At 72.4% G+C, this 19,636-nt stretch carries 14 protein-coding genes; 4 read left to right on the forward strand and 10 right to left on the reverse strand.

The window, feature by feature from the left end; translation table 11 throughout:
* Window positions 1-42 precede the first annotated feature (42 nt).
* The 3 genes from pglW to OG627_RS05920 all read right to left on the reverse strand — a co-directional run bounded on the left by pglW (window position 43) and on the right by OG627_RS05920 (window position 7,539).
* The gene (pglW, locus tag OG627_RS05910; protein ID WP_329062128.1) at window positions 43-4,512 is read right to left on the reverse strand and encodes a BREX system serine/threonine kinase PglW; all 4,470 of its coding nucleotides are present in this window, start codon (window positions 4,510-4,512) and stop codon (window positions 43-45) included.
* Between the two features lie 129 nt (window positions 4,513-4,641).
* Window positions 4,642-6,837, reverse strand: a complete 2,196-nt coding sequence (locus OG627_RS05915; RefSeq protein WP_329062130.1) for a hypothetical protein — start codon at window positions 6,835-6,837, stop codon at window positions 4,642-4,644.
* Window positions 6,838-6,882: 45 nt separating this feature from the next.
* Window positions 6,883-7,539 (reverse strand): helix-turn-helix domain-containing protein, encoded by a 657-nt coding sequence (locus tag OG627_RS05920; RefSeq protein WP_329062132.1) that lies wholly within the window; start codon window positions 7,537-7,539, stop codon window positions 6,883-6,885.
* 170 nt (window positions 7,540-7,709) lie between these two features.
* On the opposite strand from OG627_RS05920, the gene OG627_RS05925 reads away from it, so the two are divergent.
* The gene (locus OG627_RS05925; RefSeq protein WP_443073607.1) at window positions 7,710-8,477 is read left to right on the forward strand and encodes a chitosanase; all 768 of its coding nucleotides are present in this window, start codon (window positions 7,710-7,712) and stop codon (window positions 8,475-8,477) included.
* Window positions 8,478-8,502: 25 nt separating this feature from the next.
* Here the strand turns inward: OG627_RS05925 and OG627_RS05930 are convergent, their stop codons facing one another.
* From OG627_RS05930 to uraD, 3 genes are all read right to left on the reverse strand, one after another.
* Window positions 8,503-9,885, reverse strand: a complete 1,383-nt coding sequence (locus OG627_RS05930; protein WP_329062134.1) for an 8-oxoguanine deaminase — start codon at window positions 9,883-9,885, stop codon at window positions 8,503-8,505.
* 64 nt (window positions 9,886-9,949) lie between these two features.
* Window positions 9,950-10,828, reverse strand: coding sequence for a factor-independent urate hydroxylase (pucL, locus tag OG627_RS05935; RefSeq protein ID WP_329062136.1), 879 nt, complete (start codon window positions 10,826-10,828; stop codon window positions 9,950-9,952).
* An 8-nt stretch (window positions 10,829-10,836) separates the two neighbouring features.
* Window positions 10,837-11,829: a 2-oxo-4-hydroxy-4-carboxy-5-ureidoimidazoline decarboxylase gene (uraD, locus tag OG627_RS05940; RefSeq protein WP_329062138.1), complete on the reverse strand. Its 993-nt coding sequence runs from the start codon at window positions 11,827-11,829 to the stop codon at window positions 10,837-10,839.
* 291 nt (window positions 11,830-12,120) lie between these two features.
* Here uraD and OG627_RS05945 point away from each other — a divergent pair, with 291 nt between their 5' ends.
* The gene (locus OG627_RS05945; RefSeq protein WP_329062140.1) at window positions 12,121-13,320 is read left to right on the forward strand and encodes an FAD-dependent monooxygenase; all 1,200 of its coding nucleotides are present in this window, start codon (window positions 12,121-12,123) and stop codon (window positions 13,318-13,320) included.
* Between the two features lie 30 nt (window positions 13,321-13,350).
* Here OG627_RS05945 and OG627_RS05950 read toward each other — a convergent pair whose 3' ends face one another.
* Both OG627_RS05950 and OG627_RS05955 read right to left on the reverse strand, forming a co-directional pair.
* The gene (locus OG627_RS05950) at window positions 13,351-13,740 is read right to left on the reverse strand and encodes a helix-turn-helix domain-containing protein (RefSeq protein WP_329072398.1); all 390 of its coding nucleotides are present in this window, start codon (window positions 13,738-13,740) and stop codon (window positions 13,351-13,353) included.
* Window positions 13,741-13,793: 53 nt separating this feature from the next.
* On the reverse strand, window positions 13,794-14,096 hold the full coding sequence (locus OG627_RS05955) for a hypothetical protein (RefSeq protein WP_329062142.1): 303 nt from the start codon (window positions 14,094-14,096) through the stop codon (window positions 13,794-13,796).
* Window positions 14,097-14,281: 185 nt separating this feature from the next.
* Here OG627_RS05955 and OG627_RS05960 point away from each other — a divergent pair, with 185 nt between their 5' ends.
* Window positions 14,282-15,091, forward strand: a complete 810-nt coding sequence (locus tag OG627_RS05960; RefSeq protein ID WP_329062144.1) for a hypothetical protein — start codon at window positions 14,282-14,284, stop codon at window positions 15,089-15,091.
* Between the two features lie 60 nt (window positions 15,092-15,151).
* Here OG627_RS05960 and OG627_RS05965 read toward each other — a convergent pair whose 3' ends face one another.
* Together OG627_RS05965 and OG627_RS05970 are read right to left on the reverse strand one after the other, a co-directional pair.
* Entirely contained in the window at window positions 15,152-16,780 is a 1,629-nt protein-coding gene (locus tag OG627_RS05965) for an AMP-binding protein (RefSeq protein WP_329062147.1), read from the reverse strand.
* The gene (locus tag OG627_RS05970) at window positions 16,777-18,486 is read right to left on the reverse strand and encodes an AMP-binding protein (protein WP_329062149.1); all 1,710 of its coding nucleotides are present in this window, start codon (window positions 18,484-18,486) and stop codon (window positions 16,777-16,779) included. Before OG627_RS05970 ends, OG627_RS05965 begins: the two co-directional genes overlap by 4 nt.
* Window positions 18,487-18,645: 159 nt before the next feature.
* Between OG627_RS05970 and OG627_RS05975 the strand changes: the two genes are divergently transcribed.
* Window positions 18,646-19,458, forward strand: coding sequence for a helix-turn-helix transcriptional regulator (locus OG627_RS05975; protein ID WP_329072400.1), 813 nt, complete (start codon window positions 18,646-18,648; stop codon window positions 19,456-19,458).
* Window positions 19,459-19,636 lie beyond the last annotated feature (178 nt).

A 19,636-nucleotide genomic window follows, 5' to 3' on the forward strand; every position in this document is an offset into this window, starting at 1 on the left:
TTCCGGCAGGCCCCCCTGGAGATATGTGCATATCAGCAGGGGTCATCCAACACGCCCGATTTCGTCAACCTGATGTTCAGCTGTTGCACCGGTCCGCAGTTCCTTGAGGAACAGTGCGTCCAGCACCGCCCATTCCGTGGCCCGGTCGACGACCTCGACCGTCCGGCCGTCGAGCGTCGGTGTCTGGGCCGGGTCCTCCATGGGGCAGAGCACCCACAGGCCGTGCGGGGTCCGGGACGGACGGCGGGCGGCCTGCTGGACCGTCACCAGAAGGGTGTGGCCACCGCCGTCGAAGTACCGTGCGATCAGGCCCGCGTTGTGGAGAAAGAGCACCGCTCTGGGACCGGACTCCTCGGCCAGGGCGGACAGCCGGGCCGTCAGCCGCTCGGTGACCTGCTCGACGTACGAGCGCAGACCCGGCCGGAGTTCACCTGAGGAGGTGAACGCGGCGTCGGCGCGCAGAACCTTCGGCCACTCCGTGCCCAGTTCCTCGGCGAGCGCGCGGAACGTCGTCATGAACTCGGCGCCCAGGTCCACCGGCACCACGCCATAGGCGCGGGCGAGCGCCGCGGCCGTGCCGGGCAGTTCGGTGCCCTTGACCGTGATCGCGAGGAAGCCGCCGCTCCGGACGGACTCGGTCAGCCTGGTGTGCAGTACGGCTCGGGGGTCGCGGCCGGTGACCGCGGCGGACTGTGCGGCGGCGAGGAGCACGCTCGTACGGGTGCGGGTGGAGCTGGTCCGGTCCACGGGCTCGACGGCCCGGGGGAAGAACCGTCTGCGGTCCACGTCGTACTCGGTGTCGAAGCCGGCCTCCTTCAGCGCGTCGCCGATCTCGACATGGGTCGGTGGTTCGGCGAGGGGCAGGGACGGGAAGCGGACCTTCACCCGGGCCAGGAGTTCGGTGACGGAGATACCCGTCTCCTGCCGGAGTCCGGCCGGAGCCTGGGAGATACGCAGCGCGCGGGCGAGGCCGAGCCGGCGCGGATACAGCTCCAGCCGGGGCGAGGCCGCGGCGTCCTGGGCGACCGAGGCCGCGAGGGAGACGAGCCGGGTGTCGGCGAGGGGCGGCATACCGTCCGGGGCTGAGGTGCCCCGGAGCGTACGGACGACGGAACCACGGCCGGGCAGCGGGTCCTCGGCCGCCAGCCGGTCGGCCGCCAGGCCCAGGGCCGCCGCGTAGTCGGCCAGTTCCTGCGGGGTGGGATCGTCGGCACCCGGCAGGGATTCCAGGGCCAGCAGGACGCGGGAGCCCCGGCGCAGCACGGCGAACCGGGGTTCGTACTCCTCGGCCGACGCACCGCGCTGAAAGACCTCCGCGTCGGCGGCGGCGCGTACCACCGCGAGAGATTTCGCGAGGGTCCGCTCGGCGGTGTCGTCCGCCGCACCGTGCCGGATACGCAGCTCGGCGGCTGCTTCCTGGACGGTCATGACCCTGCCGGACAGCTCCAGGATTCCCACCAGTTCGTCCCGGACGGCGGTCAGCCACGGTGCCGCGCTCCACTCCTCGATCGCGGCGACATGGTGGCGCGAGACCGTGGCCTGGCTGGTGCCGAGATGCTTGGCGATCACGGTCTGGGGGGGCCAGGGGCCGAGGGGGGAGACACCGCCGCCCTCGTCCCTCGGCTGGGGAATGCCGAGCGTCAGCCGGACGACGGCCGGGCGCAGATTGTTGCCCCTGGCCGGGCCCGGGGTCAGCCGGACGGCGAGCGAGTCGACGGATTCGTGCGCGATCAGCTCGGCCGACGGCTCCTCGGGGCGGTCGGCAGGGTTTACGGACGCCGTCGCGGATCCTGCCGTACGTGCGGGGGCGGGCCGTGGCTCGGGCGGGGCCCCCGGCCGACGCAGCCGGGCCGTCCACTGCTTGTGGCGGCGGCCCAGCTCCCGTCGTACGAGCACGCCGGCGCCACGGGCCCGGGCGACGGTGTGCAGCGGGATGTCGAGCAGTTCGCCCACGGTCGCCGCGCCCAGACCATTGGCGACGGATTCGGCGCGGGGGGACAGTCCCGCGGGCCCCAGGGCGAGCGTGAGGTCGGCGGCTGCGGCCGCCGCGTCACGGGCCTCTTCGGTGGTCGCGGCGGCGGAGCCGATGGTCGCCGGGGTGGTGGCGGGCCGGGCGGCATCGGCGGCGCGGAAGACCTGCCGCCAGGCATCCTCCATCTGCTGGAAGGAGTCGAACCGGTGGTCGACGTCGCGGTGCATGGCCCGCTGGAAGAAGGCGGTCAGTCCGTCGCTCAGATCGGCTTCGAACAGTTCGGTGGCGATGTACGGCCGGATGTCCTCGCTCATCCGCGGGTCGCTCTGGCCATCACCCCAGACGGGCCGCTCTCCGGACGCCATCTCGTGCAGGGTGACGGCGGTGGCGTACCTCTCCGCGTGGTCGTCGTACAGGGACCTGCGGACGCTGCCGAGGAAGGGATCCAGATAGCCGCGCGTGCCGGCGGTGACGTCCCGCTCGGAGGCATCGGCCAGCGAGAAGTCGAAGAGCATCAGCTGGGAGGATCCGTCGTCGCGCTGATACAGACCGAGATTGTCCGGCTTGATGTCGCGATGCCGGACGCCTTTGGCTGCCAGCTGGTCGAGAGCGATGAACAGGTCGTTCCCGTAGCGCTCCAGCTCCGCATAGCTGAGCCGGCCCCGGTCGCGCAGGCGCCCGCCGAGCGACGTCTCCCCCGCGCAGTCGAGTTCGAGGACGGTGTGGCCGGCGATCTCCCGCGGCCCGTCGAGCAGCCGGACGATACGCCCGCCGCCCACCGCCTTGAGAGCATTCGCCTCCGCGTAGAGCCGCGCGTCCTTGTCCCGGTCGAGGGCGACCTTGAACACCCGCTCCTCCCGGACCGGTTCTCCGTCCAGCCCCTCCGCACCCGCCACGATCCGCTCCACGAGGAGGGCTCGTGCGGTCGCTCCGGTCCCGAGCACCCGCCGTACGGTCCAGTCGGGGTGGAGGAGCTGGCCGGGGAGCGCGGTGAGGGGGTCCGTGTCGACGACGGCCGGCTCGGGGGCCACGGTCTCCTGCTCGGCGCTGTCGAGCAGATCGAGGAACTGGTCCGCCGAGGGGAGACGGTCGTTGACCTCGGCGCGGGTCGCCCGGAACACCAGGTCGTCGAGTCGGTCGGTGAGCCCGTCCGAGACGGCGTACGGGTGCAGGCCGCCGTCGGCGGTCAGCCGCTCGATCAGCGCGGTGCGCCGGGCGGCGGGGTGCTCGCCGGTGAGCAGGAGATAGGCGAGCGCGCCGAGGCCGAAGACGTCGAGGTCCACCGGGTCGGCGAATTCCCGGTCGGTCTCGGGAGCGAGATAGATCTGGGCCGCGTCCTCGATCAGCCCGGGGTCGAGCGGGGTGTCCCCGATGGAGCGCATCGAGCTGGTGTCGAAGTCCCGGGCGGCGGTCTGCCAGTCGGTGATACGTACGACGGGGTCGGTGCCGTCGTCCTTCGCGGTGACGTACACCGAACGGGCCGCGAGGGCACGGTGGTAGAGGGACCGGTGGTGGGCGTAGCGGAGGGCCTCGGCGAGCTGCCGGACCAGATCGAGGCGTACCGCGGAGGTCAGCCGGCCGCCGTACGCGTCGAGATACGCGTCGAGCCGCAGATCGGAATGGCGATGGCGGAAGAGGATCGCCGGCCCGCCCTGATGCTCCCTGATCTGCGCGGCCTGCGCGATTCCGCGGTGGGTGATGCCCTGGAGCACCTGGTACTCGCGGCGGGCGGCGCGGTCCGCGGCCCGCCGCGCCGCGTCGCTCGCCAGCTGCTCGACCAGGTAGATACGGACGCGGCCCTCCTCCTGGACCAGTCCGTCGACCCGGGCGGCGAGCCTGTCCTCCCATCCGTGGCCGGCGTCGAGGGCGTGGGGTTCGAGCTTCCAGTCGTCGCCGAAGCGCAGATGGGCGGTGGAGTGGCTGATCCCGATCGTCTGCATCAACTCGTCGACGAGCTGGGCGGACTGCGGTGTGATGCGCCAGCTCTCGCGCTCCGGTGGCCGGCCCAGCAGATCGTCCCAGATCAGGCCGAGACCGCTGGAGCCGTCGTTACGTCCGTAGACACCGATGCGCTGGAATTCGTCGAGTCCGCTCTCCAGACCGGGGCCGTGCAGAAAGACGGCGGGCTTGATGAACGGGACCCGGCGGGGGTCCACACCCTTCGCACGGGCCGCACGCTCCAACTGTCCTTTCAGCTCTTTGCTCTTGAGGTCGGTGAGATGCAGCGGGTTCTTCAGGGTGCGCACCCGGTCGTCGTGGAACTGCCAGGTGTCGCTGTGGTTCACCACCCTGCCGGGGTGGCCTTTGAGTTCGAGCAGATACAGCCCGCCGGGGACGGCGATGAAGAGGTCGCACTCGTTGGTACGGCCGGAGGCCGCGGTGAAGGAGAAGGTCGCCCACGCCCGGTACGGCTCGGTGTTCGGCATGAGCCGGCGAATGTGGTCGAGCCCGTCCTGCTCCCAGGTGTGGGTCGACCGCCTGGGCTGGAACCATCCCGGCTTGCGCTGCCGTCCGGACCGCGGGGGGCCGGGGCGGGGCACCGGGGGTGTTCCTTCAGCCGTCACGGTCCGACCTCCGTGGTGCGTGTACTCGGGGATGGTGTCTTTCTGCTGACCGACCCTAACCCGTCCGGCCGACGGCGAGGGGCGGTGGCAGGGATCGTCAACGGGTCAGAACGGCTGGGTCGTGCGGGTGCGCAGGAGTGCCTGCGCTGTCTCGCGGAAGTGGGCGTCGGCGTGGGCCGGTCGGGGTTCCAGTGCGGTGATCAGGACGCGTCGGTCGCGGGTGGCGAGGTCGGTGAGCCGGTGGAGCTGGGGGGTGGTGAGGGCGTCGGCGCCCAGGGCGGTCAGGGCTTCGAGCGCGCCCATGGGGTCGGCGTCGGTCTCGGCCGAGGTCAGGAGTGCGTCGGCCAGGTCGGGGGTGTGCCCGTGCCGGCCGGGTGGGGTCGTGGCCAGGAGGGCCAGGGCCATCGCGGGGGCCAGTTCGGGGCGGGTGAGGCCGCGTTCCAGCAGGGGGCGCAGGGGCGCGGCGGCCGGGCCGAGGAGGGCGGCGGCGCGGGCCGCGTGGACCGCGGGCCAGCGGATCCACTCGTCGTCGACCGCCCCCAGGACGCTCTCGATCACCGGCAGCGCGTCGGCCGGGTCGCCGGTCAGGCGGTGCAGTGCCAGGGCGATGGCCAGGTCTGCCTCCATCCTCGGGTGGGTGGTGCGGCTCCCGTCCGTGCCCAGGGCCGCCCGCAGGCGCGGCAGCAGTACGGCGGCGGGCCCGGCCTCGGTACGGCCCAGCGCCTCGGTGGCTTCCGCGGCCTGCCGGACGCGGTAGGTGTCGCCGGAGGCAAGGTCGGCCGTGATGACCGTCAGCAGCGGTTCGGTGGTGCCGGTGAGACCGAAGAGCGCGCGGGCGGCGGGCAACCGGGCCGTCTCGGACCCCTCGGTGGCGGTCCCGGTCAGCGGGCCCACCGCCCACTCGGGGCCGATGGCCGCCAGCGCGGGGGCCACGGAGAGGGCGAACCCGTCCAGATACGGTGCCAGTTCGGGCGCCGCTGCGGCGGCCCGCTCGCCCCAGGGGGTGAGCAGCAGCGCGAGGTGGATCGGCTCGTTGCCGTCGAGATCCGGCGTGGTCAGCCGGGCGCGTACGGCCGCCAGCAGATCCTCGTCGAACGGAAGCGGGGCCTGGGCCGCTGTCCGGCCGCTGAGGAATCCGACCGCCGCGCCCAGGGCATGGGGACGGTCACCCAGGTCCCGGGCGAGCAGCGGTGCGGCCTGCGCGGGGGCCAGTCGGACCAGGGCCTTCAGCGCGAGATCCGCCAGGACTCCCTCGTGGGAGGTGAGCGCGACCAGTTCGGGAACGGCAGGACCGGCGAGCGGGCCGAGCTTGTCGAGGACGCTCAGGGCGGAGCGTGCCGAGGCCCGGTCGGCCAGCAGCGCGATCACCGCGTCCGCGAGCCGCGCCGGAGCGGCCCGCGAGAACAGGCATGCCTGCTCGGCCGCCCACAGCGCCTCCGCGCGGGCCTCGGTGTCCGTCGTCCTCAGCGCGGCGTCGAGCAGGGCGAGGGCCGCTTCGCGGTCGGCGGGCGTGTCCCGGCGGAGCAGGGCGTCGGTGACGCGCTGGAGCGGTTCCGTGCGCTCGGTGTCGAGCCTGCCCGCGACCAGCCGGTCGGTGGGGAGCAGCGCCAGGACCGTGTCGTGGTGCGCGCCGGTCCACGGCAGGCCGAGGTCGAGACAGCCCAGGACGGCGGCGATCCGCAGCTCGGCGGGCTCCTCGCCGTCGAGCGACGCCGTCGCGAGCGTCCGTGCGGTCTCCGCCGCGTCCGCACTCGCTTCGGCCAGCCTCACCAGCCCCGCCAGCAGCTCCGCCCGTACGAGCGGCTCCTTCTCCCGGGTCCAGCGAGCCGCCAGCGCGGGAAACACCGCTTCCGCCGCGCCCGTGCTCGCCGCCGTCCAGGCCGCCGCCTGCCGTACGTCCACCGCGTCCGACTCGATCAGCGGCAGGATCAGCGGGAGTTGTGCCACGGCCGCCGCCTGGCAGTGGCCGGGCGGCGTCCCGTCGTACACGCCGTCCCCCTCGGCTATGCCGCCGACGAAGGCGACCAGTTCGGCGGTGCGCACACCGGCCGCGGCCAGCCCGGCGAGATACGGCACGGCGCATGCCGACGCGCTGTACACCGACCCCTGGTGGAGGATGCTGCCGTACAGCTCGCTGATGGCCTCCTCCGCCTCCGCCCCGTCCTCGCTCGCCAACGCCCGCAGCAGGTCCGGCACATCGTCGGCGTCGCCGTAGGCGTGGTCGAGCTCGGCCCACGGGCGGTCGTCCAGATCGGAGAAGACCTCGGCGACGGACGGGGCGTCACTCTGTGTGAGATTCATGTTCCGGATACTGCCACGGGGGTCTGACAATGCCCCTCCGGACCGCTACTGCCCGGCCGGACGTGCGCGTGCGTGCATCCGCTCGCCCTGCGGTCCGAAGAGGCTGAGGACCTCCACCGCTTCCGGTCCTGCGCTGGTCCACGCGTGCGGGGTACGGGTGTCGAACTCGACCACCTCGCCCGGGGTGAGGGTCAGATCGTGCTCGCCGAGGAACAGCCGCAGCCGTCCGGCGAGGACGTACATCCACTCGTAGCCCTCGTGCACCTTCTGCTCCGGCTCACCCTGTAGCTGCCGCCCGGCAGGGATGATCAGCTTGTACGCCTGTACGCCGCCGAGGTGGCGGGTCAGCGGCAGGAAGGTCATGCCGTGCCGGGTGAAGGGACGGAAGTGGACACGGGGGTCGCCGGTGCGCGGCGCGTTCACCAGCTCGTCCAGCTGCACCCCGTACGCCTTGGCCAGCGGCAGCAGCAGTTCCAGCGTGGGTTTGCGCTGTCCGGACTCCAGACGCGAGAGCGTGCTGAGGGAGATCCCGGTCACCTCGCTGAGCCGGCTCAAGGTGGTGCCGCGATCCCGGCGGATGGCCCGCAGCCGGGGGCCGACCCCGGTCAGTACGGTCGTGAAGCCGCCGTCGTCCGGCTCGGTACGCGCCGCCGGGTGCTCGCCCTCGCCCGCACCCGTGCCTGTTGTTCTCGTGTCCGCCATCCTCCCATTGCCGTATCGGCAACTCTGTTTGTCAAGCGAGGGTTGTCCACAGGCCGGACCGGGCTGTCGCGGCCTCGCGTAATGTCGTGTCAGGCCGGTACATACCACGGGGAAAGGGCCGATACGTGATCCACGCGCTCCGCCGACTGCTGCTGATCCTGCTGCTGCCGGTGCTCGTCCTCTGTGCGGGATGCAGCACGTCCTCGGCGTCGGGGTCCGCGTCCGCCGGGCTGGACGGCCCTACGAAGAAGGACATCGCCATGCGGCTGGTCTCCAGCGCGGAGAACTCCTCGCTGGACTGGCGGGCCCAGTACGGCTACATCGAGGACATCGGCGACGGCCGCGGCTACACCGCCGGCATCGTCGGCTTCTGCACCGGCTGCGGCGACCTGCTGCATGTCGTCGAGCGCTACACCAAGGCGCGGCCGGACAACGCGCTGGCGCGCTTCCTGCCCGCGCTGCGGGCCGTCGAGGGCAGCGACTCCCACCAGGGGCTCGGCAGCGCCTTCACCACGGCGTGGAAGAAGGCGGCCGAGGACAAGGCGCTGCGCGCGGCGCAGGACGCGGAGCGCGACCGTATCTACTTCACCCCGGCGGTCTCCCGGGCGAAGGCCGACGGGCTCGGAGCGCTGGGGCAGTTCATCTACTACGACGCGTATGTGATGCACGGATACGGCGACGCGAAGGGCTCGATCGGCTTCCGCACGATCCGGGAGAACGCCCTGCGCGAGGCCGAGTCGCCCGAGCGGGGCGGCGACGAGACCGCGTATCTCGACGCGTTCCTCGACGCGCGCGTGGCCGCGATGCGCCGCGAACCGTCCCACACGAACACCAGCCGGATCGACACGGAGCAGCGCGTCTTCCTCGACCGGGGCAATCTGGACCTCGACCCGCCGCTCGACTGGAAGACGTACGGCGACTCGTACCACATCGGCTGAGCCGCGCGCGGTCGGGACGAGAGTCCTACGCGCGGCCGTCCGCCGTGATCCGCGCCAGCCGTCGCGCCTCGCTCCGTGTCGCGCGCGCGAGGGCGTCCTCGTCGACCGTCGTCAGCCGGCCGTCCTCGACCACCGTGCGGCCGTTGACGAGGGAGAGCGTGACGGGGGCCGCAGCGCCCAGGACCAGCGCGGCGACCGGGTCGGCGATGGAGGAGTGGGCCAGGGTGTCCAGCCTCCACAGCACGAGGTCGGCGAGCTTCCCGGCCTCCAGGGAGCCGATGCGGTCGGCCCTGCCCAGCACCTGCGCGCCACCGTACGTGCCGAGGCGCAGCGCCTGACGTACCGTCAGGGCCCGTCGGCCGTGCGGGCCGAGGCGGTTGACGAGCAGGGCGTTGCGCAGCTCGGTGTGGAGCTCGCCCGACTCGTTGGAGGCGGTGCCGTCCACGCCGAGGCCGACCGGGATGCCCGCCGCCAGCATGTCGGGGACGCGCGCGATCCCGGCGGCCAGGCGGGCGTTGGAGGACGGACAGTGGGCGACCCCGGTGCCCGTACGGCCGAAGGCGGCGAGGTCGGAGTCGTTCATGTGGACGCAGTGGGCCATCCACACGTCGGAGCCGAGCCAGCCGGTGGACTCGAAGTAGTCGGTGGGGCCCATGCCGAACAGTTCCTTGCAGAACTGCTCCTCCTCCACCGTCTCGCTGCCGTGCGTGTGCAGCCGGACCCCCTTGCGGCGCGCCAGCTCCGCTCCCTGCCGCATGAGCGCGGTGGAGACGGAGAAGGGCGAGCACGGCGCGACGGCGATCCGTGTCATCGCGTCGGGCGAGGCGTCGTGGTAGGTGTCGATGGTCTCCTCGGTGGCGGCGAGCGCGTCGTCGAGCGTCTCGACGGCGAAGTCGGGCGGCAGCCCGCCGTCCGACTCGCCCCGGTCCATGGAGCCCCGGGCGAGGGTGAACCGTACGCCCGTCTCCGCCGCCGCCCCGATGATCGCGCCGGACAGATCGCCCGCGCCTCGCGGGTAGACGTAGTGGTGGTCCATCGCCGTGGTGACACCGCCGCGGGCCATCATCGCGAGCGAACCGGCGGCCGCCGCGCGGACCATGGGCTCGTCGATCCGCGCCCAGGTGGGGTAGAGCGCGACGAGCCAGTCGAAGAGGTGGTGGTCGGTGGCGAGGCCCCGGGTGATCCACTGGTAGAAGTGGTGGTGCGTGTTGACCAGGCCGGGGGTCACGAGGTGGCCCGTGCCGTCGACGCGGCGCACCACGTTCTCCAGGCCGGCCGGGGCGCTCCCCGCGCCCACGGACTCGATCAGCCGGCCGGCGACGACGACATGGCCCGAGGCGTACTCGGTGTCGCGCGCGTCCACCGTCGCGATGGCGCAGTTCTCTATGACGATGCGCGAAGCCGCCATGGCGGTGCCCCTCGTTTCTCTCGCGAGCTTTTCTCTCGTCGGCCTGCCTCCCGTCGGACGGCGGTCAGTCCACCGGGATACGCGGCTCGGCCCCTTCCCGCAGGACCGTGGCCTCGATCAGCCCGTACGGCCGGTCGGCGGCGTGGTAGACCGCTCCGTCCTCGACGTCGTTCTTCAGCCCGAACGGCTCCAGGTCGACGAGGAAGTGGTGTTTGTTCGGCAGCGAGAACCGGATCTCCTCGATCTCGTCCCGGTGGTCGACGACCCGCACGCCCATCCGGTACAGGCTCTGCTGGAGCGAGAGCGAGTACGTGTCGGCGAAGGCTTCGAGCAGGTGGCGCTTGGCCTCCTCGTACGACCGGTCCCAGTCGGGCTCCGACGCCTCGTCGCCGGACCAGCCGTACCGCCAGCGGGCTGAGACGTCGGTCGCGAGGATACGGTCGTACGCCTCCTTGAGCGTGGTGTACTCGTCCTTCGCGTAGCCCCAGAACTCGGAGTCCGTCGAGTTCAGCACGGTCAGGTCCTTCAGCCCGGAGATGACCTGCCACGCCGTCCCGTCGAAGGTGATCTCGGTGACCCGGGTCTCCTGGCCCGTACGGGCGAAGGAGTGGCCGCCCAGCCGCTGCCAGGCGTACTCCTCGATCCGGACGCGCGCCCGGTGTATCGGCTCCTGGCTGGTCACGAAGTGCCGGGCCAGCAGGATGCCGAACCGCTCCGCCGACTCGATGCCGTGCCGCTTGGCGAACGCGTACACCGTGTTCTTGGTGGTGTCGGTCGGCAGGACATGGGTGTTGGAGCCGGAGTGGTGGACGTCGTCCATGTCACCCGAGAGGGCGATGGAGACATTGAGGTCCTTGAGGTGGTGGGTGGCGCCGTCGCGCACGACCTTGACGACGCGGGTGTCCGCCTTGCCGTACTGGTTCTGGCCGAGAATCGTGGGCATGTCCGTCTCTAGCTCCCTCGGTATACCGAATAGCCGAAGGGGCTGAGCAGCAGCGGTACGTGGTAGTGCTCGCCGGGGCTGACGCGGAACGTGATCGTCACCTCCGGGAAGAACGGCGCACCACCGCCGGTATCTCCGTCTCCGTCGGCGTTCTGAGCGGTGTTCGTGGTGGCACTCGTGTTGTTCGCGGCGTTCGTGGTGGTGCTCGCGGTGTTCGTGGTGGTGTTCTTCGCCGCCAGGTACTCCTCGGTCGCGAAGTCCAGGCGTACCCGCGTGGTGGTCTCCGGCAGGGCGGGCAGATCCTTGCAGCGACCGTCGCCGTCGGTCCTGGAGCCGCCGAGCGCCACCCAGCGCGCGTCGTCGGCGCCGACCAGGGCGGCGAGGGACACCGGCACACCGGCGGCGGGGCGTCCGGCGCTGGTGTCGAGAATGTGGGTGGAGACCGAGGCCGCCGCCGCGGGGACACCACCGGGGCCGGAGGCAGGGGCAGCGGCCCCCTCGGCGAGCCGGGTCAGCCGGATGCGGTTGATCTTGCCGAGTTCGGCGCGCGCGATCTCGCGCTCCCGCTCGGGCGTATGGCCGAGCCGGGTCCTCAGCGCGTCGCGCATCCCCTCCGCGCTCGCCCCGGTGGCGCAGATCAGGAATACATGGCCGAACCGGTCCTGGTAGGCCAGATTCAGTTCGAGCATCTCGGCCCTGAGCACCTCGGACGCGCCCGCCATCCCGCGCTGTTCGCGGGCCGACACCGGATCCCCGGGCTTGGGCCGGCCGATGGGCGGATGCCCGGCCAGCGCGTCGTCCAGCTCCGCACCGTCCAGTGCGGCCGTCGCGGCGTCGCTCGCGGCGAGGAGGCCGTCGGCGGTGGCGTACGGACGCCCGGCGAGCAGCGCGCTCCCCCACCCGGAGGCCGCGCAGACGTCCCGCAGCGCGGCCAGGGCCGTACGGTCGGGCGCGGCGTTGAAGCGGGCGAGGCCCGGGGGCGGAGCCGGTGTCGACGTCACGGGAGCCTCCGTGGCTGTACGTACGTGGGGCGGCGGCGCGCCGGACGGAACCGCGCGGGGCGGGAGCCCACGCCGGGGCGGGTCGAGTCCTAGCTAACGCCCCGCGCGACACCACGTCAACAGTTTGTTGAATTTCCCGGGCGCCGATCATGCGAGACTTCGTATACCTAAGTTAGGTATACAGTTACCTCATCACCACCGCACGGGGCCCCGCTCCGCGCCCTCAGAAAAGATACCTAACTCAGGTATGCAGATGATGGGAATCTGCGACCGGACCCGAGGAGAACACACATGAGCAGGTCACCGAAGCGAAGCGTCCTCATCTCCGGCGCCAGCATCGCCGGCCCGGCCCTGGCCCACTGGCTCCACCGGTACGGCTTCGAGGTCACGGTCGTGGAGAAGGCCGCCACGGTGCGCGGCGGCGGGTACCCCATCGACATCCGCGGCACGGCGGTGGAGGTCGTGGACCGCATGGGCCTGCTCCCCCGGCTGCGGGACGCCCATATCGACAGCCGGAAAGCCTCCTTCGTCGACGTCGACGGGCGCCCGGTCGGCTCCGTCCGGCCCGAGGAGCTGACGGGCGGGGTGGAGGGACGCGACATCGAAGTGCCGCGCGGAGAACTCGCGTTCGCCCTGTACGACAGCGTCCGTGACGACGTCGAGTTCCTCTTCGGGGATTCCATCGACACCCTCCACGAGCACGCGGCCGGGGTCGACATCACGTTCCGGAGCGGATCGCGGCGCACCTTCGACCTGGTCGTCGGGGCCGACGGCATCCACTCGCACACCAGGGGCCTCGCCTTCGGCCCCGAGGCGACGTACCACCGCTACCTCGGCCACTGCTTCATGGGCTTCACCATGCCCAACGACCTGGGGCTGTCGCACGAGGCCGTGCTGTGGAACGCCCCGGGCAAGTCCGCGACCCGCTATGCCGTCCGGGACAGCGACCAGGTGTTCGCCCTCCTGACCTTCGCCGTGCCCGAGCCGCCCACCGGCACCTTCCGCGACCCGGCCGCCCAGCGTGATCTGGTCGCGTCGGCCTTCGCCGGATACGGCTGGGAGATTCCGCCCATGGTCGAGGCGATGCGCGCCGCCGACGACATCTTCTTCGACGCCGCCGGCCAGATCCAGCTGCCCCGGTGGTCCCACGGCCGGGTCGCGCTCGCCGGTGACGCCGCCCACGCGCCCTCGTTCTACTCCGGGCAGGGGTCGAGCATCTCGCTGGCCGGCGCCTACGTCCTGGCGGGCGAACTGGCCACGGCCGCCGACCACCCGACGGCCTTCGCCGGTTACGAGGAGCGGACCCGCACGTTCGTGGAGACGAACCAGGCGCTCGCCTTCCAAGGACTCGCCGCCATCACCCCGGGCACGGCCGAGGAGCTGAGGCGGCGCGACCAGGCGCTGTTCACCGGCGAGGACCTGGAGGTCGGCGACGCGGGAAGGATCGCCAACTCCTCGCTCGATCTGCCCTCCTACCCGGTGGCTCCGTAATCCGCGCGGGGCGGCTGTCCCGGCGCGGGGTCAGCCGTCGCCCCGGGCCGGCCGTTCGTCGCCCTCCTGCGCCTTGGCCCCCTGCGCCTTGGACTCCTGCGCCTTGGCCCGCTGCTCGTTGGCGTAGTTGATGTAGTTGTAGACGGTGAACCGGCTGACCCCCAGGGCGCTCGCCACCGTCTCGACGCCGTGCCGTACGGAGAAGGCGCCGCGCGCCTCCAGATTCCGTACGACCGACTGCTTGGCCTTGCGGTCGAGATCGGCGAGCGGGATGCCGTGCCGGCGCTCCAGCGCCGCCAGGATGTGGTCCAGGGAGTCCGAGAGCTGCGGCAGGCGCACGGCGAGCAGCGCCTCGCCCTCCCAGGCGAGGACGACATCGTCGGGCTCGGCGGCCTCCGGGGCCAGCAACTCGCCGCCCATGGCGTCGACGAGCGGTTTGACGGCCGCGACGAAGGGGTGGTCGGGCCGCGGGGTCACCGGCCGGCCTCCGGGGCCGCGGGGTCACCGGCATCGTCGGGGACAGCCTCACCTGCCGCGCCCTCGATCACATTGATCTGGAGCGAGATCCGCGTGGCGCCCACGGCCAGCGACCGGCGCAGCATCGTGTCCACCGCCGCCAGTACGGCGTCCGCGCCGCCCTCCGCCGTATTGCCGAACGGGCCGACGTCCACGGCGTCCAGCGCGGCGCCCCGCACGACCTCGCGGGCCACCACCGCGTGGGCGGGCGCCTCTTCCAGGTCGAAGGGTTCGGTCGTGAACTCCACTCGCAAACGCACCGTGCCTCCACGCACCGTTCAGGGCCGCGCCTCCCTCGTGGCCGAGGGGCGCGAGCTGCCGGACCCAGCGTAACGACCTGGCGCACGGCAGCGCGCGGAGCGGGAAACCCGCCCCGGACGACGCGCTCCTGGTGGACCATGGGCCGGGGAACCCGAACGAGAAGGACCGGAGGAGGCGAGGCGTGATGGGAGAGAGCGTTTCGGTGTGCTGTCCGTCCTGCGGCAGCCGCCATGTCTTCAGGGCGGCCGCGCACCCCTGCGTGTGCGGCTCGCCCGTGTCACCGCCGCTGCGCGCGGACGCGCCCGCCGAGCCGGTCGCGCACCGCGCCTGGGAGGACGAGTGGGTGACGGTCCGCTGCGCGGCGTGCGGGCGCGACGGCGACTGGCCGCGGCCGGAGCTGGGCTGCCCGTGCGGTACGGCGCTGCGGATCCCGGTGGAGGGCGCGGGTACGGAGCCGACGCCGCCCGCCGCTCAGGGACGGGAATGGCAACGGGAACGGGACCCGGAGCCTGCGCGGGCGGCGCCCGGCGCCGAGCGGCCCGCGCACATCCCGCTGCCCCGCACCCCCCGGACGCCCCGGCCGACCTTCCGGCCCATGACGATCCGTACGTCCCAGGACGTGGTGACCGCCGCCGCGCTCTATCTGCGCTGGCTGGGCTTCAAGAGCGTCGTACGGGCCGGAGCGCCGCCCTCCCCCGACGGGCCGCCCCCGCCCGGCGCGCCCGGGGACGCCGGTGTCGATCTGCACGGTCCCGATGTCGTCGCCCAGGTCGACCCGACGACCAGCCCGGCGTCCCTGCGCGCCGTCGAGTGCCTGTGGCTCAACGGGCTCAGCGCGTCGACCGCGAGCGTCTACTTCGCGCTGGCCGGGTACGCGGAGGACGCGCGGAGCCGCGCCGACGCCCTCGGTCTCCCCCTCTTCGTCCTGGACCTCACCGGCACCCCGCAACCCGTCAACGGCCCCGCGGACGAACTCGTCTCGGCCGGGCCGTGACCCGGGCTCGGGCTCGGGATCGCGCTCGGGATCGCGCTCGGGCTCCGGCGCCCGGGGCTCTTATCGAGGCCGCGGGCCGGCGAATCGTTCCCGCAGTTCGATCTTCCTGACCTTTCCGCTCACCGTCATCGGGAAGGCGTCCACGACCTCCACCCGGCGCGGGATCTTGTAGTGCGCGAGCCGTTCCCGGCAGTACGAGACGATCTCCTCCAGGGACGGCGGCGCCGCCGGGTCGCGGGGAACCACGCAGGCGAGGATCTCCTCGCCGTACTTCGGATCGGGGACGCCGACCACCTGGACGTCCGCGACCTTGGGGTGGCCGTACAGGAACTCCTCGATCTCGCGGGGGTAGACGTTCTCCCCGCCCCTGATGATCATGTCCTTGATGCGGCCGACGATCCGCGCGTATCCGTCCGCGCCGATCTCCGCCAGGTCGCCGGTGTGCATCCAGCGGCCGGCGTCGATGACCTCCGCCGTGCGCTCCGGTTCGTTCCAGTAGCCGAGCATCACGCTGTAGCCCCGGGTGCACAGTTCGCCGGGCTCGCCGCGCGGCAGCGTCACCCCGGTCACCGGATCGATCACCTTGACCTCGATGTGCGGCAGCGCCCGGCCCACCGTGCCCGTACGCCGTTCCAGGTCGTCGTCGCGCCGGGTCTGGGTGGAGACCGGCGAGGTCTCGGTCATGCCGTAACAGATCGACACCTCGGCCATGTTCATCTCGCCGACGACCCGTTTCATCACCTCCACCGGGCAGGGGGAGCCCGCCATGATGCCGGTGCGCAGCGAGGTGAGGTCGTACGAGGCGAAGCCGGCGAGGTTCAGCTCGGCTATGAACATCGTGGGCACGCCGTACAGCGAGGTGCAGCGCTCGTCCTGGACCGCGCGGAGGGTGGCCTCCGGCTCGAAGGACGGCGCCGGGATCACCACGCACGCGCCGTGCGAGAGGGCGCCGAGATTGCCCATCACCATGCCGAAGCAGTGGTAGAAGGGGACCGGCAGACAGACCCGGTCGCGCTCTGTGTAACCGACCGTCTCCCCCACGAAATAGCCGTTGTTGAGGATGTTGTGGTGGGAGAGGGTGGCTCCCTTCGGGAAGCCGGTGGTGCCGGAGGTGTACTGGATGTTGATCGGGTCGTCGCAGGACAACCCCGCCGCGCGTATGGACAGGTGATCGTCCGTCACCTCGGCTCCGCGCGACAGCAGTTCGTCCCAGCTCGGATGCCCGATGTAGTGCACGGCCCGCAGCGCCGGACACCGGAGCCGCACCTCCTCGGCCATGGCCCGGTAGTCGCTGGTGCGGTGCGCGAGGGACGCGATCAGCAGCGAGGTCCCCGACTGGCCGAGGACGAACTCCAACTCGTGCGTCCGGTAAGCCGGGTTGACGTTCACCAGGATCGCGCCGATCCGGGCGGTGGCGTACTGGGTGAGCACCCACTCGGGGCAGTTGACCGCCCAGATCCCCACCCGGTCCCCCTGGGCCACCCCGCTCCCCAGCAGCGCCCGCGCCAGCTCGTCGACCGCGGCGCCGAACTCCGCGTAGGTCCAGCGCCGCCCCGAGGGGACGTCGACCAGCGCCTCGCGGTCGGGGAAGGAGGCGACGACCCGGTCGAGGTCGGCGCCGATGGTGGAGCCGAGCAGGGGAGTCGTACCGGTGCCGTGTGTGTACGACGGTGCGCCCCGCCGCGTCACCGCAGGTCCCCCTCGTCGTACTCCACGCCGCCCCCGTTCTCCGTCCGCTCGCGCAGCTCGATGCGGCGGATCTTCCCGGACACGGTCTTGGGCAGGTCGGCGAACTCCAGGCGCCGGACGCGTTTGTACGGGGCCAGGAGCGCCCGGGAGTGGGCGAAGATCAGCTTCGCCGTGTCGGGCCCCGGCTCCCAGCCCTCGGCCAGGACGACATACGCCTTGGGCACCGACAGCCGCAGCGGATCGGGCGCGGGCACGACCGCCGCCTCGACGACCGCCTCGTGTTCCAGGAGCGCGCTCTCCAGCTCGAACGGGGAGATCTTGTAGTCGGAGGATTTGAATACGTCATCCGATCGACCGACATAAAATACGTATCCGTCTTCGTCCCGCGCGCCGATGTCACCGGTCCGGTAGTAGCCGCCCGCCATCACCTCGGCCGTCAGGTCCGGATCTCCGTGGTAGCCGGTCATCAGACCCACCGGACGCGCCGCGAGATCGAGCGCGATCTCCCCCTCGTCGGCGCCGGGCGCCCCGGTGACCGGATCGAGCAGCTCGACCTTGTAGCCGGGCGTCGGCCGCCCCATGGAGCCCGCCTTCAGCAGCTGGCCCGGCGCGTTGGCCACCTGGACGGCCGTCTCGGTCTGGCCGAAGCCGTCCCTGATCGTCACACCCCACTCGCGCCGCACCGTCTCGATCACTTCGGGGTTGAGCGGTTCGCCCGCGGCGACCGCCTCGCGCGGCGGGGTGCGCAGCTGGGAGAGATCGGCCTGGATGAGCATCCGCCAGACGGTCGGCGGAGCGCAGAAGCTGGTGACGCCCGCGTCGTCCATCTCCGCCATCAGCCGGGCCGGGTCGAACCGGGTGTAGTTGTGGATGAAGACGGTCGCCTCGGCGTTCCAGGGCGCGAAGAGGTTCGACCAGGCGTGCTTGGCCCAGCCGGGTGAGGCGATGTTCAGATGGACGTCACCGGGGCGCAGCCCGATCCAGTACATCGTGGCGAGATGGCCGATCGGATACGAGACATGGGTGTGCTCGACCAGCTTGGGGCGGGCGGTCGTGCCGGAGGTGAAGTACAGCAGCAGCGGATCGTCCGCGTGGGTGACACCGTCGGGCTCGAAGCCCTCGGGCCGCTCGTACGCCTCGGCGTAGGGCAGCCAGCCGGCCACCTCGTCGCCCACCGCGATCCGGGTGAAGCCGCCCGGGACCTCGGCGAACTTCGCCGTGTCCTCGGCGCGGACGATCACATGGCCCGCCCGGCCGCGCTCGACGCGGTCGCGCAGATCGGCGGGGCCCAGCAGCGGGGTGGCGGGGATGACGACGGCCCGCAGCTTCATCGCGGCGAGCGCGGTCTCCCACAGCTCGACCTGGTTGCCGAGCATGACGAGGACGCGGTCCTCGGCCCGTACGCCCCGCTCGCGCAGCCAGTTCGCGACACGGTCGGAGCGCGCGGACATCTCGGCGAAGGTGACGCGGGTGCGGCGGCCGTCCTCCTCGACGATGTGCAGCGCCTCGCGGTCGCCGGCCCGCCCGCCGTCGCCCTCGGCGATCCGGTCGAACCAGTCGAGCGCCCAGTTGAACCGCTCGGGGCGCGGCCAGGAGAAGCCCTCGTACGCCGTCGCGTAGTCCTCCCGGTGCGCCAGGAGGAAGTCCCGGGCCGTCCTGAACCGCTCGGTGGGTCCGGTCGGGCCACCCGGCTTCCTTGCCGTCATGTGTCCTCCTCATTGCGGGACCGTTCACTAACATCGTGTAATCAGTGACACAGGCCCCACCAGCCCCGAACGGGGGTGGTGACACAGCCGGCGGGAGGAAGACGCGTGGCCGAGGCGAACGGCGGTGCCGGGGCGGCCGGAGCGAGCGGAGTAGCCGAGATGCGGGCGGCGCTGCTGCGGCTGCGCAGGACGACCGGGCTGCCGGTGGCCTTCGGCGGGCTGCTGCACGAGGTGGGGCGGCTGCGGATCGCCGAGCTGACCGGCGCGGCGACCGTCGCGCTGCGCGGTCTGGGGATCTCCTCGGGCAACGGGCTGGGCGGCAAGTCCATCGCGCTGGCCCGCCCCTGCGCGGTGACCGACTACCGGGTGGCGCGCCACATCAGCCACGAGTACGACGCCGCCGTGGCCGCCGAGGGGCTGCGCTCGGTGGTGGCGGTGCCCGTGGTCGTACGGCGCGAGGTACGCGGGGTGCTGTACGGCGCGCTGCGCGGCGCGCTGCCGATCGGTGAGCGCGTCTTCGACGCGGCGGTGAGCGCCGCCCGGGACGTGGAACAGGCCCTGGTCGTACGGGACGAGGTGCGGCGGCTGCTCTCGGTGACGCGGGAGCCGGTGGCGGGCCCGGGGGCCTGGGAGGAGGTACGGGCGGCGCACGGCGAACTGCGGGCGCTGGCGCCCCGGATCGCCGACCCGGAGCTGCGCGAGGAGCTGCTCGCCGCCTGCGGACGGCTGGCGGGTGCGGCGGAGCCGGCCGGGGAGGAACGGCTCCGCCCGTTCCCGGTGGCGCTCGCGCCGCGCGAGGTGGATGTGCTGGCGTGTGTCGCGGCGGGCTCGACCAACGCGACGGCGGCCGAGGCGCTGGGGCTGCGGCCGGAGACGGTGAAGGGCTATCTGCGCGCGGCGATGCGCAAGCTGGGCGCAGCCACCCGGCTGGAGGCGGTGGTGGCGGCGCGGCGGGCGGGGCTGCTGCCCTGAACCGACTCCCCGGCCCACTGGGAGAGGCACGGAGGGGGAGACCCGCGCGCCCACGCGGTGATCGCCGCGGCCCTGGGGTGCGTCGAGGCGACGCTGATCGCGTGGACGCCGGGCGCCGAGCCGCTGGCGCTGGCGAAGATCCTGGACCGCGCCATGGGGGGGCGCCTACGGCGCGGAG

This window comes from Streptomyces sp. NBC_01429 (genome assembly GCF_036231945.1).
Taxonomy (GTDB): domain Bacteria; phylum Actinomycetota; class Actinomycetes; order Streptomycetales; family Streptomycetaceae; genus Streptomyces.

Bases quoted from the DNA above. Each gene is read 5' to 3' on its own strand.
- OG627_RS05930 (WP_329062134.1), bottom strand. From the start codon at position 9,885: ATGGCGGCTTCGCGCATCGTCATAGAGAACTGCGCCATCGCGACGGTG.
- OG627_RS05970 (WP_329062149.1), bottom strand. From the start codon at position 18,486: ATGACGGCAAGGAAGCCGGGTGGCCCGACCGGACCCACCGAGCGGTTC.
- OG627_RS05975 (WP_329072400.1), top strand. From the start codon at position 18,646: ATGCGGGCGGCGCTGCTGCGGCTGCGCAGGACGACCGGGCTGCCGGTG.
- pucL (WP_329062136.1), bottom strand. From the start codon at position 10,828: ATGCCCACGATTCTCGGCCAGAACCAGTACGGCAAGGCGGACACCCGC.
- OG627_RS05960 (WP_329062144.1), top strand. From the start codon at position 14,282: ATGGGAGAGAGCGTTTCGGTGTGCTGTCCGTCCTGCGGCAGCCGCCAT.
- OG627_RS05915 (WP_329062130.1), bottom strand. From the start codon at position 6,837: ATGAATCTCACACAGAGTGACGCCCCGTCCGTCGCCGAGGTCTTCTCC.
- OG627_RS05950 (WP_329072398.1), bottom strand. From the start codon at position 13,740: ATGGGCGGCGAGTTGCTGGCCCCGGAGGCCGCCGAGCCCGACGATGTC.
- OG627_RS05920 (WP_329062132.1), bottom strand. From the start codon at position 7,539: ATGGCGGACACGAGAACAACAGGCACGGGTGCGGGCGAGGGCGAGCAC.
- OG627_RS05945 (WP_329062140.1), top strand. From the start codon at position 12,121: ATGAGCAGGTCACCGAAGCGAAGCGTCCTCATCTCCGGCGCCAGCATC.